The organism is Streptomyces sp. NPDC094143 (genome assembly GCF_040303825.1).
Taxonomy (GTDB): domain Bacteria; phylum Actinomycetota; class Actinomycetes; order Streptomycetales; family Streptomycetaceae; genus Streptomyces.
Genome location: NZ_JBEOTZ010000010.1, coordinates 70235 through 83851 on the forward strand (window position 1 = coordinate 70235; position 13617 = coordinate 83851).

A 13617-nucleotide genomic window follows, 5' to 3' on the forward strand; every position below is an offset into this window, starting at 1 on the left:
GTCACCATGGACCCATGACCGATCACGAGCACGCCGCGACGGGTCCGGGACCCGGCTCCGGCCCGCGTCCCGCCCCGGGCGCCGGGCCGCAGGGTGCCGCGCCCGCCGCGGGCTCATCCGTGCCCCCGCGCGGGCCCGGGCAGGCGGGCGCGGACGACCAGGGAGGTGCACCCGACCCGGGCCAGGCCGCGGAAGCCGTCCCGCCCGGGCCGCCCCACAGGTTCCGCCGCGACCGCGGCCACAAGATGCTGGCGGGTGTGTGCGCCGGGCTCGGGCGCCAGTGCGACATGGACCCGGTCATCTTCCGCATCACTCTCGCGGTGCTCTCCGCCACCGGCGGCATCGGCCTCCTCTTCTACGGCTTCGCCTGGCTCCTCGTCCCCTACGACGACGAGGACGAGAACGAGGTGCGCAAGCTGCTCACCGGCCGTGTCGACGGTCAGGCCCTGACGGCCGTGCTGTTCGCGCTGGTCGGCTGCGGGGTCTTCCTGACGATGCTGAGGAACGGCGGCGTGCTGACCTTCGCCGTCGTCCTCTCCCTCCTGCTCGCGGGCGCCGGGTACTGGTCCCGCCAGCGCGGCGCCCCCAGCCCTGATCCGCTGGCCGCCCAGGCGGCCGCCGACGCCCCGCCGGAACCGCAGGCGCCGCCGGTCCTGGCCACCTACCCCTCCTGGTGGCGCGACCCCATCGTCAAGGACGGCACGCACATCGGGGGCACGGGCTACCTCTGGGGCCCCCGCGACACCCGCGACCTCGACATGGCGGCGGCCGTCAACATCGGCCTCGGCACCCGTCCACGCGCCCGTGCGGACATACCCGCCCCGCACACCGGGCCCAAGCCGCGCGGCCCCCGCTCGATCGGCGGCTCGGTCTTCCTGCTGGCCCTCCTCGCGGGCGCCCTCGGCACGAGCCGGACCTGGGACACGCACCCGCTCGGCCCCAGCCTGCAGACCGGCCTGGCCTGCGCCCTCGCCGTCTTCGGGCTGGGCATCGCGGTCAGCGCCTTCCTGGGCCGGACCGGGGCGGGCTCCATCCTCCTGGCGATCATCACGGCCGGCCTGCTCACCGCCTCGGCGGCGGTGCCCCAGGACATCGGCACCCAGTGGAACCGCACCACCTGGCAGCCCGCGACGGTGGCGGACGTACGGCAGCAGTACGACCTGGGCACCGGCGTCGGCACGCTGGACCTGACCCGGCTGAACCTGGCCCCGGGCCGGACCGTGACCACCCGCGCGGACGTCGGCGTCGGCCGGGTGAGGGTGCTGGTGCCCGAGGACGTGACCGTGCGGCTGAGGGTCGACGTGGGGATGGGCGACCTGCAACTACCGGGCGACGACACGAAGGACGTGGACGTGAAACCGGGCCAGCACAAGGAGATGACCCTCTCCCCCGCCCAGGGCGTCAAGAAGTCCGGCACCGTCGACCTGGACCTCCAGGTCGGCATGGGACAGGCGGAGGTGACCCGTGCCGCGTCATGAAGTCCAGCCAGGAAAGCTGATCGCCGGCGCCGTTCTCACCCTGGTCGGCATCCTCTACGCCGGTGACGCCGACGGGGCCTGGGAGACCCCGTGGTTCGTGGCGATCCCCCTCGTCACGGGCGGGCTGTGCCTGGCGGGCGCGGTGGCGTTCGTGACGGGCCGTGCCCGTCGGCGCCGGTCGGCCCGCACCACCGCCGACGGCCCCGGCCCGGACCCCGCGACGTGACGGCGTTACCGGTACTCACCCCGCCGCCGCCGTCGCCGCCCCCGCAAGGCGGCGTCCACGGACAGCAGGGGGGCGCCCGCCAGGACGAGCGGGATCCAGGCCATCAGGTAGGCGAGGTCGTTGCCGTAGTAGTACGGGTCGGAGGCCCAGCTCACGGTGAGCCACAGGCTGAGGGAGATGAGCGCGCCGCCGAGTGCGGCCAGCCGGGCGAGGAGGCCGAGCAGGGTGCCGATGCCGACGGCCAGTTCTGCGAAGGCGATGGCGTAGCCGAAGCCGACGGGGTTCTTCAGGGACAGGTCGACCAGGGCCGGGACGGCGGAGGAGTCCCGGACGGCACGCATCATGTCGCCGATCGACCCGGACCCGGCCTCCTTCATGAAGGCGCTGTCGGTGAGTTTGTCCAGGCCGGCGTAGATGAAGGTGACGCCGAGGAAGACACGCAGAGGGAGCAGGGCGTAGCGGACGGCGGTGTCCCGCCAGTCGCCCCTGCCGTCGGGGTAGGGGGTGTGCGTGTCCGTTCTCATGCTGTGAGTCATCGCTGCGTAGCCGCCTCTCGCCCGCCGGTGCCGAGACCCCCTCAACAGACGATACGTACGACAAACAGACCCGGCTCAATCCTGCACGTCCGGCTTTTCTGACGCGTGGGGTGTTCTACCGGCCCGCAGCCAGGGCTGAAGAACGACGCGCCCGCACCCGCGGGACGGCGCGAGGGGCCGTGCCGGGGGGCCGCCCGCAGCGGCCGGCGCGTCAACGGACAGTCAGTCGGCACGGAACTCGATCGCGCCGTTCCGAGGACGGACACCCCCCCGGCACGGCCCCGACCCACCACCGCCGCGCAGGCGCGAAGCACGCGCACCCCCACCCCGCGCTACTCCGTCACATCCACCGCATACCGATTCGTCTCCACCCCCGCAGCGGTGACGACCTGCACCTCCACCCGCCCCGGCTCCACCTCCACCGGCACCGGCACGGTCAGCAGCGTGTCCGTCGGATTCCGGAACCCCCCGGGCACCGGCACCAGCGGCACATGGACATGCACCGCCCCCACCCGCACGACCATCCGCGCCAGCCGGTCCGCCCCCTGCGCACCCGGCGGCACGAACCCCGCGCCCCGGATCTCGATGTCGTCACCCGTCCGGATCGGCGCGTCCAGGTCCCCCGCCTCCCGGGCCCGGACCACGGAGAGGATCACCGGCCGGCCGCCCTCCGCGTACTTCCCGGCCATATACGTCGCCGCCGACACCAGTACCACCACCGCCAGCCCCCACGGCAGATCCGGCAGCTGGTCCGGCCGCCTGGCCAGCCGTACCGCCGCGAAGAGCAGGGCGACGCCGCTGATCACGACGTACTGGATGTCGGCGAAGGTGCCCCGCCCGGCGTCGTCGGTCAGCAGGTCGGCCGCGCGGGGCCGGTCGGCGCGTACCTTCTGCAGCCGCTGCCCCAGCACCCGCAGCCCGACCACCCGCCGCACGAGCACGGCGATCCCGCACACCACGGCGAGCACGGTCACCGCACCGGCGCCCCGGGCGAGTTCCAGCCCGGAGATCAGCGCGTCCCGCTCCCGGTGCCGGGAGGCGGCCGCGAGCCGCCCGGCCAGCACGAGCACCGAGTAGGCGACGAAGAGCACCCACACCGCGGCGACGGTGCGGGACGTCGACAGCCGGTTGTCCTCGCCGATCAGGGGCGCCAGCGCACCTCCCTTCGCCCGGTGGAACCACGACGCCGCGGTCAGCGCGCCGGCGACCACCAGCGCCGCGGCCAGCCCGGCCGTACGGGCGGACGTCCAGCCCGCGCCGACCGCGGTGAGGGCCTGCCCGAGCAGCAGCAGTACGACGCCCGCCCAGACCGCGCCCGCGGTGCGGCGCCACAGGCCGGCCAGCCAGGCCTGGCCCTCGGCGCGGCCCCGCTCGGCGACGAGTTCCGCGGACTGTGCCAGTTCCTCCGAGACCCATTGGCGGGAGGCCGAGGCGGAGTGGGCGACCGCGGCCGGCAGCCCGTGCCCGGCCGCGAACTCGTCGCGCCGGCGCAGGAACGCGGCGACGGCCCGCCGATGCCCCTCCCGGGCCCCGTGCGGACAGTCCCCGCAGGCGCACCCACCCCCGTGGGCGCCCCCGGCCCCGCCCCCTGCTCCGGCCCCGCCCGCATGGCCGCCCGTGTGACCACCGGCGTGACCACCCGGGTATCCGCCCGGATACCCACCCCGGTACCCGCCCGCGGACGCCCCCTCCCGCACCCCCGGATAAGCACCCGCGGACGCCCCCTCCCGCACACCCGGGTGAGCGCCCGCGGACGCGCCCGGATACCCACCCGCGTGCCCGCTGCCGTACCCGCCCGCGTCCCCGCCGCTCTGCCCCGTCTCGCGCACCGCCACGCCCGACGCCCCGCCTTCCCGCGACCCAACCACCGCCGGTCTTCCGAACCCCGGAAACACCGCTGTGCAACTCCCGTGCGACGACGACGAATTGTGCCCTATACCACCCGGTCCGCGTCCGTCCCGTCCGGTCGACACGGGTGAAGTTCGGCGTGCCGTGTTGACCTAACTGCGAGAATCCCCCTATGGCCGAGATCAGCCAGCGCGACGGCACGTGGGCCTTCGACGGCGGCACGGTCCGGATCACGCCCGGTCTGCACCGCTCCGTGCCGCTGTTCCGGCAGACGTACGGCGAGATCGCCGTGCCGCTGGAGGCCGTCGCGGGTGTCGTCCTGGAGCCCGAACGCAAGCGCGGGCGGCTCCGGTTGCGGCTGCGCGAGGGCGCCGACCCCCTGCTCCAGGCGACCGGCGGGCGGCTGCCGGACGCGGCCGACCCGTACCGGCTTGCGGTGGACACCGACCGTACGGGGGTCGCCGAGTACATCGCCGAGGAGATCCGCCGGGCCCTGCTCCTGGACGGGATACCGAAGGAACCGGTGAAGGCCTATCTGCTGCCCGGCCCGCCCGTTCCGGTCTCGGTGCGCTCCTCGGACGGCACGGCCTCCTTCGACGGCACCCAGGTGCGGATCGACTGGTCCGACACCTCCGAGCGGGTCAAACGAGCCACCGGCCCGCGGATCATCGGCCTGGGCGAGCTGGTGCGGGTCGAGTGGTTGCCGAACACCGGCCACGAGGACGGCTTCCTGCGCTTCGTGACCCGCGAGACGGTGTTCTCGAAGCTGCCGCCGGAGAAGGACCCGTACGCCCTGGACCTGTGGGGCAACGCCCGCCGTGACCTGCTGACCGCGCTGGTCGCGGCCGCGGTCACCGCCCGCCTGCCGCACCCTTCCACCCGCCCTGCCCCCGGTGACGACGCGGTCGACGGGACCGGCACGCACCCCGCGCACAGCCGGCCGCTCCCGCCGGCCGGCTCCGACCACCACGACGTACTGCTGCGCCGGCTGCGCGAGTTGGGGCGGCTGCACCGCGACGGCATCCTCACGGACGAGGAGTTCGCGATGACCAAGGCGGCGGTACTGCGCGGCTTCTGAGGACGCCTCCGGTCTAATTCAGCAGATCCGGCTCGCTGCGGCTGATGTCCCGCCACATCGGCTGGTAGTTGATCCACGCCACCAGGTCGCCGCCGAGCTGCTCACGCGTGGCCACGGCCATCCGGTGGTCGATCCGGACCGGCCGTCCGGCCGCCTGCGCGGTCAGCTGCACCTGGCAGGACCGCTCCATCGACACGAACCACCAGGCCGCCGCGTCGACCGAGTCGCCGACGGTCAGCAGCCCGTGGTTGCGCAGCACGAGCGCCTTGCGGGAGCCGAGCACGCCCGCGATGCGCCGGCCCTCCTCGGCGTCGACGGCGACACCGGTGTAGGTGTCGTAGAGGGCATGGTCCTCGTAGAAGGCGCAGCTCTCCTGGGTGATCGGTTCCAGGAGTTCGCCGAGGGCCGCGAGCGCCCGGCCGTGCACCGAGTGGCAGTGGGCGACGGCGACCACGTCCGGGCGGGCGGCGTGGACCTGGGCGTGCACGGTGAAGGCCGCCTGGTTGACGTGGTACTGGCCCTCGACGACCTGGCCGTCCTGATTGGCGAGCACGAGGTCGCTCACGGTGACGTGCCGGAAGGGCAGTCCGAAGGGGTTGACCCAGAAGCAGTCGCTGTACTCCGGGTCGCGGGCGGTGATGTGCCCGGACACTCCGTCCTCGTAGCCGAGCCGGCCGAAGATCCTCAGGGCGCCCGCGAGGCGTTCCTTGCGGTGCCGGCGCTCGTCCTCGACCGACTCGTGCATCGGCGGCATCGCGAACCGCAGCCGGTCGGTGGGCAGGGGCATGGGCGGGGTGGGCCCGTGCATAGGTCCTCCAGCGTCGCTCTCGTACGGGGCGGAAGGTACCGCCGGTGCTGCCGGGAAAACAGCGCCGTTCCGTAAAGATGGATCGAGCGCCCCCGTGAGCACCCTGCACACACCCGTGTGCCCCCGGGCTCCCCCACCCCACGAATAGCCGACAGAGGATGTCGGAATTCGGCGCCACACTCTCCGTATGACAGCGAACTGGGCGGCATTCACCACCGCCGAACCGGATCTGGCCGGCACGGTCGAGAAGCGCTTCGGCGCCTACACCCACCACATCCTCGCCACCCTCCGCAAGGACGGCTCGCCCCGCACGAGCGGCCTGGAGGTGCGGTTCCTCAACGGCGAGCTGTGGCTCGGCATGATGCCGGACTCGCTCAAGGCGCGGGACCTGCGCCGCGACCCGCGCTTCGCGCTCCAGGCGAACCCCGGGGAGGGCACGGGCATGGGCGGCGGCGACGTCCGTATCAGCGGCCGGGCGATCGAGGTCGACGACGTCGGGACGAAGGCCGGGTACGTCGAAGAGGTGGAACCGCCGGAGCCGTTCCACCTCTTCCGCACCGAGCTGACGGAGGTCGTGCGGACCTACGTCGAGGACGACACCTACCTCGTCGTCCAGGTCTGGACGCCCGGCGCACCCCTGCGCACGATCAAGCGCACCTAGGAGTCACCCGCGCGCACCCGGAGTCACCCGGGTTCACTCCCACTCGATGGTGCCCGGCGGCTTCGAGGTCACGTCGAGGACGACGCGGTTGACGTCGCGCACCTCGTTGGTGATGCGGGTGGAGATCCGCGCGAGGACGTCGTACGGCAGGCGCGACCAGTCGGCCGTCATGGCGTCCTCGGAGGAGACGGGACGCAGCACGATGGGGTGGCCGTAGGTGCGGCCGTCGCCCTGGACGCCGACGCTGCGGACGTCCGCGAGCAGGACCACCGGGCACTGCCAGATGTCCCGGTCGAGGCCGGCCGCCGTCAGCTCCTCGCGGGCGATGGCGTCGGCCTCGCGCAGCAGGTCCAGGCGCTCCCTGGTGACCTCGCCGACGATGCGGATGCCCAGGCCGGGGCCGGGGAACGGCTGGCGCTGGACGATCTCCTCCGGCAGGCCGAGCTCCTGGCCGACCATGCGGACCTCGTCCTTGAACAGCTTGCGCAGCGGCTCGATGAGCTTGAACTCGAGGTCCTCGGGCAGGCCGCCCACGTTGTGGTGGGACTTGATGTTGGCGGTGCCGGTGCCGCCGCCGGACTCGACGACGTCCGGGTAGAGCGTGCCCTGGACCAGGAACTCCACGGCCGGGCCCTCGTCGGCGATGATCTCGGCCTGGGCCTGCTCGAAGACGCGGATGAACTCGCGGCCGATGATCTTCCGCTTCTCCTCGGGGTCGGAGACCCCGGCGAGCGCCTTGAGGAACCGCTCCTCGGCGTCCACGACCTTCAGCTGCACACCGGTCGCGGCGACGAAGTCCTTCTCGACCTGCTCGGTCTCGCCCTTGCGCATCAGGCCGTGGTCGACGTACACGCAGGTCAGCTGGGAGCCGATGGCCTTCTGCACGAGGGCCGCGGCGACGGCGGAGTCCACGCCGCCGGACAGGCCGCAGATGGCGCGCTTGTCGCCGACCTGCTCGCGGATCGCGGCGACCTGCTCCTCGATCACGTTGCCCGTGGTCCAGGACGGGGTCAGGCCCGCGCCCCGGTAGAGGAAGTGCTCCAGCACCTGCTGTCCGTGCGTGGAGTGCATCACCTCGGGGTGGTACTGGACGCCGTAGAGCTTCTTCTCGTCGTTCTCGAAGGCGGCGACCGGGACGACGTCCGTGGAGGCCGTGACGGAGAAGCCCTCGGGGGCGGCGGAGCAGGCGTCGCCGTGGGACATCCAGACGGCCTGCTCGGCCGGGGTGCCCTCGAAGAGGGTGGAGGAGACCTTGGAGACGTGCAGGTCGGTGCGGCCGTACTCGCGGGCGCCGGTGTTGTCGACGGTGCCGCCGAGGGTCTGCGCCATCAGCTGGAAGCCGTAGCACATGCCGAAGACGGGGACGCCGGCCTCGAAGAGCGCGCGGTCGAGGCGGGGGGCGCCCTCCTCGTAGACCGACGAGGGGCCGCCGGAGAGGATGATCGCCGCGGGGTTCTTGGCGAGGATCTCCTGGACCGGCATCGTGCTCGGCACGATCTCGCTGTAGACCCGCGCCTCGCGGACGCGACGGGCGATGAGCTGGGCGTACTGCGCGCCGAAGTCGACGACCAGGACGGTGTCGGTGGCGCTGGCAGCGGGAGACGCTGATGACACGGGGTGCCTTCCGGCGGTGGGGCGGGGGTCTTGTGCCACCCGATTCTACCGAGGTGCTCGCCGGGAGTGTCGCGCCCGCGGTACGCCCCCGGCTCCGGGCCCCGCGTCTCACCATGCGAACCCGCTTGGACGCCCCTCCGTCCGGGGGCATACTGGCCCCATGCACACGCACACGACCTTCGTCTTTACCTATGGCACCCGGCCCGCCGGCTGCCATGGTCGTGCTGCTTGAGCAACTGACAAGCGACTTCCCAGGCGCCCCGGGCCGACAAGGCCCGGGGCGTCTGCCGTCGTCGGGGCCTTGCCGGACCGGGGCACCCCTTGACGACGAGGAGCCCTCATGACCGCCACCGACGTGACCGGTGCCCGCACCGCCGAGGCCGCCGACGTGATCACCGGCGCCCGCGATCGGATCGACGCGCTCGACGACCGGATCATCGGGCTGATCCAGGAACGGGCGGCCGTCTCCGCCGTCATCCAGGAGGCGCGGATCGCCTCCGGCGGCCGGCGGGTGAACCTCTCGCGCGAGATGGAGGTTCTCGGCCACTACAGGGAGGCCCTGGGCAAGCCGGGCACGACGCTCGCGATGACCCTGCTGGAGCTGTGCCGCGGCAGGATCTGACCCGCCCTAGGGATCCGCGTCGCGGGACAGACGTACGCATCCTCCTCACCCGTACGGCGCGTGACCGCCCCCGGGCCGCCTCGTTGGTCCCGGTGTCCGTGCCAGCCAGGCGCGGGCCCGAGAGAACCACGCGTGGCTCGCTGGGGCGATGAGACGTACGGATCGTGCCGTGCGTCGTGGGACCTCGCTCCAGGGAAGTGACCGGACGGCAGGGGACAGCAGCCCGGTCACCCAAGAGAACGGTCGGCTCCGGGGACGCCCGGGGCCGACCGGCGGACACTGCGGAAACGCACAAGGCTGGGTCAAACGGTTGCGGGCGCCGCGTTCATCCAGCACGATGCGTACACAGCCCCGAAGTCCCCTCGCGGGCATCCGTATCGCCCCATTGCCAAAGGTACAGACCAGCGGCGCAACCCCCCGGCGCCGCTCCCAGGCACCGGCGCTGCCCTGACGTCGGTGCTGACGAGAAGGAGGGCCCCGCGGCTCCACCCCGCGGGGCCCTTCGCTCCGCGCGGGCGGCCGTCCGGCGCCCGGTCAGGTGCGGGTCACCGTCCCGCAGGGGCCGCCCGTGTCGATGCCGCGGCTGCGGTCGTAGGGGTCGATCGCCGGGCCCGCGGGATCGCGGTCCTGGTCGTCGCCCGACGGGAACCGCGGATGCAGGTAGCCGTCGTGCGCGTCGCAGGCCGAGTTGCCGATCTCCTCGTCGTACTTCTTGACGCTGAGCCGGCCCGGGGTGACCCGGTAGCGGGTGGGGTCGGGGAGCTCGACGTCGATGATCCGCCGCACGATGGTGCGGGAGACCTCCGGGGGCCCGTCGGCTCGGGTGACCGCGTAGACGAAGGTGTAGTCGGCGTGCACCACGACCCCCGCGTGCGAGCCCTTCTCGAACGTCATGCGCCCGCGCGTCTTGACGACGTCGCCGACCGGCCGTATCTCGTCGGGGTCGAACCGGCTGAACATCGACAGCGGGTCGTTCCGCTCGCTCGGTGAGCGCAGGGCGGTGTTCAGGTCGTCGAGCAGTTCCGGCTGCTTGGGGTCGAGCACCGCGAGGGCCGCCCCGGGGCGTGCGCCGCGCACCGTCCGCGGGTCGAGGTTGGCGCCCACCAGCAGCCGCTTCGTCAGCTCCAGCGCCTGTGCGACGCGGTCCTCGGGGACCGGGCCGACGGCCTTCGCCTCGGGCAGGACGATGCCGGCGGCGCCGTCGGCCCAGCGCAGGGCCGGTGAGCCGGCGAACGGCTTGTCCAGGGTGGGGGTTTCCGGGCTCGAACCGCCGGGCGGTGCGGTCGGTGCCGCCGTCTCGGCGGGCAGCGGGGAGGCCTCGGCGGCCTCCGGTCCGTCCGAGCCGAAGGGGTCGCCGGGCAGCAGCGACGGCTTCAGGGCCACCAGCGCCACGGCGGCGGCGACCGGGACCCCGAGCACGGCCCACAGCTTCCGGCGCCGCGCCGCGCGCCGGTTCGTCGCCAGGGGATCGGGGCCGGTGCGCCAGCCGGGGGGCAGCTCTCCCCGCTCCTCCTGCCTGCGCAGCCGCTCGGTCACCATGCGCGCCCGCGCGGAGGGCTCCTTCGGGGCCGAGGCACGGATGTCCCGCTCGGTGTCGCGGGTGAAGTGTTCCCAGACGTCGTCGGGGATCTCCGGGGCCGACGGCTCATCGTCGGACGGCTTTTCAGACACGAGGCATAGATCTAATCGGGTGGAAAGCGCCTTCACAAGAAGATCGCGGGTGTGACGCAGCCCACATAAGAATTCTGTGAGTGTCGGCACAACCATTCACAGGCTTCACGGATCAAACCTGCCGAACCACGGGCCACTCCCGCGCCCCACACGCGGAGGCCTCCCCCAACGTTCGTACCGCAGCCCGCGGTACGCCGGACTTTCCGAGGTCTTCATGAAGCTTCGCCGCGCCATGGCAGCAGCGGCCGCCACGGCGGTCATAGCCCCGGTGGCACTGCTCGCGGCACCGGCCGCGTACGCGACCGACGAAACCACGCCCACGCCGAGCGCGTCGGTGAGCGAGTCCGCTCCCGAGACGTCCGCCTCGCCGTCGGCGACCGAGACCACGCCCGAGACGTCGCCGTCTCCGAGCACGTCGGTGAGCGAGTCGGCTCCCGAGACGTCGAGCTCGCCGAGCGCGTCCGCGACCGAGTCCTCCCCGTCGCCCTCGGCTTCGGAGCCCGAGGAGTCGGAGTCCCCGGACCCCGAGCCCTCCATCTGTGAGGACACCAAGGTCGACGTCAGCATCTCCGGCCTGCCCGGCAAGATCGCGGCGGGCAGCGGCTGGCACAAGTTCTCGCTGAACGTGCTGAACGACTCCGACTCCACGCTGAACGACCTCGACTTCTTCGCCGGGGCCTCCCCCGACAAGAACGGCGAGGAGCTGTTCTCCAGCAAGCAGGTCCAGCTCCAGGCCTGGGACCCCCAGGACAAGATCTGGGTCGACCTCAACGAGGGTGGCTACGCGGTCGGTTACGTCGGTTACACCGACGAGCTGAAGCCCGACTACGAGGTCAACATCCCGCTGCGCCTCAACGTCAGCAAGTCCGCCCCGGTCGGCGCCGGCTTCTCGCTCGGCGCGACGATCTACGGCGACAACGACGCCGAGTGCACCGGCTTCGGTGACGTGTCGTACAAGTTCCAGATCGTCTCCGCCGGCACGGACACCGGTGGCACCAAGCCGCAGGAAGGCGGCAAGGCGCCCGTCACCGACGACAAGCCCAGCGGCAACACGCCGGAGGTCACCGGCAGCCTCGCCGAGACCGGCTCCAGCTCCGCCCTGCCGATGATCAGCCTCGTCGGCGGTGCCGCGGTCGTCGCCGGTGCCGGCGCGATCTTCGTGGTCCGTCGCCGCAAGGCCGGCGCCGAGGCGTAAGCCACAGCGGCCCGCGGGCCGTCGCGCCACAAGCAGAAGAGGGACCTGCGCTCGGAGGGGGGCGCAGGTCCCTACTTCTGTCCGCTCCGCCTACTTCTTCGGCGGTACGGGCGGGATCCCGAGGAACGGCAGCCGCAGCGCCCCGAAGGCCTCCGCCGGGACCGCAGGGGACTTCGGCTCGACCGGCCGCAGCCGCACATAGGCGGTGCCCTGCTGGGGGCGCGGGTCGGGCTCGCCCTTGTTGGGCCAGAAGGACATGGCCCGTTCGGCCTGGGCGGTGATGGTCAGGGACGGGTTCACGCCCAGGTTGGCGGAGACCGCGGCCCCGTCCACGACGGAGATGCCTGGATGACCGTAGAGGCGGTGGTACGGGTCGATCACGCCGCTCTCGCGGGAGTCGCCGATGGGGCAGCCGCCCAGGAAGTGCGCGGTGAGCGGGGTGCCCATCAGCTCACCGACGTTGGAGCCGGCGAAGCCGTTGATCTCGGCGGCGAGGGCCGAGGCGCCCTCAGTGGCCGCCTTGATCTGCTTGGGGTTGGGGGCGCCGTGGCCCTGGCGGGCGGTGAGCAGGCCGCGGCCGACACCCGACGGTTTCAGGTACGTCGTCAGGGAGTTGTCCAGCGACTGCATCACCAGGCCGATGATGGTCCGCTCCGACCAGCGGCGGTTGGACAGGGAGCGCAGCACGAGCACGGGATGGCGGGCCGCGTTCGCGAGGAAGCCCAGGACCCGTGAGGTGCCCGAGTCCCGGTCGGCGTAAGGGACTTGGAGGATGGACAGGCTGCCCATCGAGTTGGAGCCCTTGCCGTAGCGGACCGGCTCGATGTGGGTGTTCGCGTCGGGGTGGATCGAGGACGTGATGGCCACGCCGCGGGTGAAGTCGGCCCTGGGCGCGCCGTGGGCCTTGCGGTAGCGCCGGTCGTCGGTCAGGGCGCCGACCAGGGCCTCGGAGTTGGTGCGGGTCAGCTCGCCCAGCCTGTCCGAGACGTACGGCAGTTGCCCGCCGGCCTTCATCCGGTGCAGGAGGGTCTGTGTGCCGTAGGTGCCGGCGGCGAGGACGACCTGGCGGGCCCGGTACGTGCGGCCCCTCGCCTTGCGGCGGTCGGTGGGCAGGGTGGCGACCGCGTAGCCGCCGCGCGAGTCGTCGGTGACCGAGACGACCGTGGTGAGGGGGTGGACGACCGCGCCCGCCTTCTCGGCGAGGTGCAGGTAGTTCTCGTTGAGGGTGTTCTTCGCGCCGTGGCGGCAGCCGGTCATGCACTCGCCGCACTCCGCGCAGGCCTTGCGGGACGGGCCCGCCCCGCCGAAGTACGGGTCCGGCACCTCCTGGCCCGGTTTCGCCTGCACCGAGCCGTCGGCGTCCCTGCCGTCGCCGAAGAAGACGCCGACGGGAGCGAGGTGGAAGGTGTCGCCGCAGCCCATCCGCTCCGCCGCGGCCTTCAGGTGCACGTCGGAGGGGGTCATGGTCGGGTTGGTCCGGACGCCCAGCATGCGGCGGGCCTGGTCGTAGTACGGCGCGAGTTCGTCCTGCCAGTCGGTGATGTCACGCCACTGGGGGTCCTCGAAGAACGGCTTCGGCGGGACGTAAAGGGTGTTGGCGTAGTTGAGGGAGCCGCCGCCGACGCCCGCGCCCGCCAGGACCATGACGTTGCCGAGCAGATGGATGCGCTGGATGCCGTACATGCCGAGCCTGGGGGCCCAGAGGTAGTTCTTCAGGTCCCAGGAGTTCTTCGGGAGGGTCTCGCGGGTGAAGCGGCGGCCGGCCTCCAGGACACCCACGCGGTAGCCCTTCTCGGTGAGGCGCAGGGCGGTCACGGAGCCGCCGAAGCCGGAGCCGACCACGATGACGTCGTAGTCGTATGCGTCCTGAGGCACGTGTT

Annotated in this window: 12 protein-coding genes; 6 read left to right on the forward strand and 6 right to left on the reverse strand. The window is 72.6% G+C overall.

The window, feature by feature from the left end; genetic code table 11:
* Window positions 1-14 precede the first annotated feature (14 nt).
* Together ABTZ58_RS15520 and ABTZ58_RS15525 are read left to right on the forward strand one after the other, a co-directional pair.
* Window positions 15-1478 carry a PspC domain-containing protein gene (locus ABTZ58_RS15520; RefSeq protein ID WP_351355793.1) on the forward strand — a complete coding sequence of 488 codons (1464 nt, stop codon included), beginning with the start codon at window positions 15-17 and terminating at the stop codon, window positions 1476-1478.
* Complete coding sequence (locus tag ABTZ58_RS15525; protein WP_351355795.1) at window positions 1465-1704, forward strand: hypothetical protein; 240 nt, start codon at window positions 1465-1467, stop codon at window positions 1702-1704. The genes ABTZ58_RS15520 and ABTZ58_RS15525 overlap by 14 nt, the downstream gene beginning before the upstream one ends.
* A gap of 5 nt (window positions 1705-1709) precedes the next feature.
* Here the strand turns inward: ABTZ58_RS15525 and ABTZ58_RS15530 are convergent, their stop codons facing one another.
* Both ABTZ58_RS15530 and ABTZ58_RS15535 read right to left on the reverse strand, forming a co-directional pair.
* Entirely contained in the window at window positions 1710-2240 is a 531-nt protein-coding gene (locus ABTZ58_RS15530) for a DoxX family membrane protein (RefSeq protein WP_351355798.1), read from the reverse strand.
* A gap of 332 nt (window positions 2241-2572) precedes the next feature.
* Complete coding sequence (locus tag ABTZ58_RS15535; RefSeq protein ID WP_351355801.1) at window positions 2573-4075, reverse strand: hypothetical protein; 1503 nt, start codon at window positions 4073-4075, stop codon at window positions 2573-2575.
* A gap of 185 nt (window positions 4076-4260) precedes the next feature.
* Here ABTZ58_RS15535 and ABTZ58_RS15540 point away from each other — a divergent pair, with 185 nt between their 5' ends.
* Complete coding sequence (locus tag ABTZ58_RS15540) at window positions 4261-5166, forward strand: DUF4429 domain-containing protein (protein WP_351355804.1); 906 nt, start codon at window positions 4261-4263, stop codon at window positions 5164-5166.
* 13 nt (window positions 5167-5179) lie between these two features.
* On the opposite strand, the gene ABTZ58_RS15545 is transcribed toward ABTZ58_RS15540, so the two are convergent.
* Window positions 5180-5974, reverse strand: coding sequence for a class II aldolase/adducin family protein (locus ABTZ58_RS15545; RefSeq protein ID WP_351355807.1), 795 nt, complete (start codon window positions 5972-5974; stop codon window positions 5180-5182).
* A gap of 187 nt (window positions 5975-6161) precedes the next feature.
* Between ABTZ58_RS15545 and ABTZ58_RS15550 the strand changes: the two genes are divergently transcribed.
* Window positions 6162-6635 carry a pyridoxamine 5'-phosphate oxidase family protein gene (locus tag ABTZ58_RS15550; protein ID WP_351355810.1) on the forward strand — a complete coding sequence of 158 codons (474 nt, stop codon included), beginning with the start codon at window positions 6162-6164 and terminating at the stop codon, window positions 6633-6635.
* Between the two features lie 33 nt (window positions 6636-6668).
* On the opposite strand, the gene guaA is transcribed toward ABTZ58_RS15550, so the two are convergent.
* Window positions 6669-8249 carry a glutamine-hydrolyzing GMP synthase gene (gene guaA, locus ABTZ58_RS15555; RefSeq protein WP_351355813.1) on the reverse strand — a complete coding sequence of 527 codons (1581 nt, stop codon included), beginning with the start codon at window positions 8247-8249 and terminating at the stop codon, window positions 6669-6671.
* Between the two features lie 340 nt (window positions 8250-8589).
* Between guaA and ABTZ58_RS15560 the strand changes: the two genes are divergently transcribed.
* Window positions 8590-8871, forward strand: coding sequence for a chorismate mutase (locus tag ABTZ58_RS15560; protein ID WP_351355816.1), 282 nt, complete (start codon window positions 8590-8592; stop codon window positions 8869-8871).
* Window positions 8872-9405: 534 nt separating this feature from the next.
* Here ABTZ58_RS15560 and ABTZ58_RS15565 read toward each other — a convergent pair.
* The gene (locus tag ABTZ58_RS15565) at window positions 9406-10542 is read right to left on the reverse strand and encodes a hypothetical protein (RefSeq protein ID WP_351355819.1); all 1137 of its coding nucleotides are present in this window, start codon (window positions 10540-10542) and stop codon (window positions 9406-9408) included.
* 214 nt (window positions 10543-10756) lie between these two features.
* Between ABTZ58_RS15565 and ABTZ58_RS15570 the strand changes: the two genes are divergently transcribed.
* Entirely contained in the window at window positions 10757-11737 is a 981-nt protein-coding gene (locus ABTZ58_RS15570; protein WP_351355822.1) for an LAETG motif-containing sortase-dependent surface protein, read from the forward strand.
* A 90-nt stretch (window positions 11738-11827) separates the two neighbouring features.
* Here ABTZ58_RS15570 and ABTZ58_RS15575 read toward each other — a convergent pair whose 3' ends face one another.
* Window positions 11828-13612, reverse strand: coding sequence for a GMC family oxidoreductase N-terminal domain-containing protein (locus ABTZ58_RS15575; protein WP_351355825.1), 1785 nt, complete (start codon window positions 13610-13612; stop codon window positions 11828-11830).
* Between the last annotated feature and the right edge of the window lie 5 nt (window positions 13613-13617).

What these genes read in the sequence shown, in the direction of transcription:
- ABTZ58_RS15520 (WP_351355793.1), top strand. Translation starts at nt 15, where the DNA reads ATGACCGATCACGAGCACGCCGCGACGGGTCCGGGACCCGGCTCCGGC.
- ABTZ58_RS15530 (WP_351355798.1), bottom strand. Translation starts at nt 2,240, where the DNA reads ATGACTCACAGCATGAGAACGGACACGCACACCCCCTACCCCGACGGC.
- ABTZ58_RS15540 (WP_351355804.1), top strand. Translation starts at nt 4,261, where the DNA reads ATGGCCGAGATCAGCCAGCGCGACGGCACGTGGGCCTTCGACGGCGGC.
- ABTZ58_RS15545 (WP_351355807.1), bottom strand. Translation starts at nt 5,974, where the DNA reads ATGCACGGGCCCACCCCGCCCATGCCCCTGCCCACCGACCGGCTGCGG.
- ABTZ58_RS15550 (WP_351355810.1), top strand. Translation starts at nt 6,162, where the DNA reads ATGACAGCGAACTGGGCGGCATTCACCACCGCCGAACCGGATCTGGCC.
- ABTZ58_RS15560 (WP_351355816.1), top strand. Translation starts at nt 8,590, where the DNA reads ATGACCGCCACCGACGTGACCGGTGCCCGCACCGCCGAGGCCGCCGAC.
- ABTZ58_RS15570 (WP_351355822.1), top strand. Translation starts at nt 10,757, where the DNA reads ATGAAGCTTCGCCGCGCCATGGCAGCAGCGGCCGCCACGGCGGTCATA.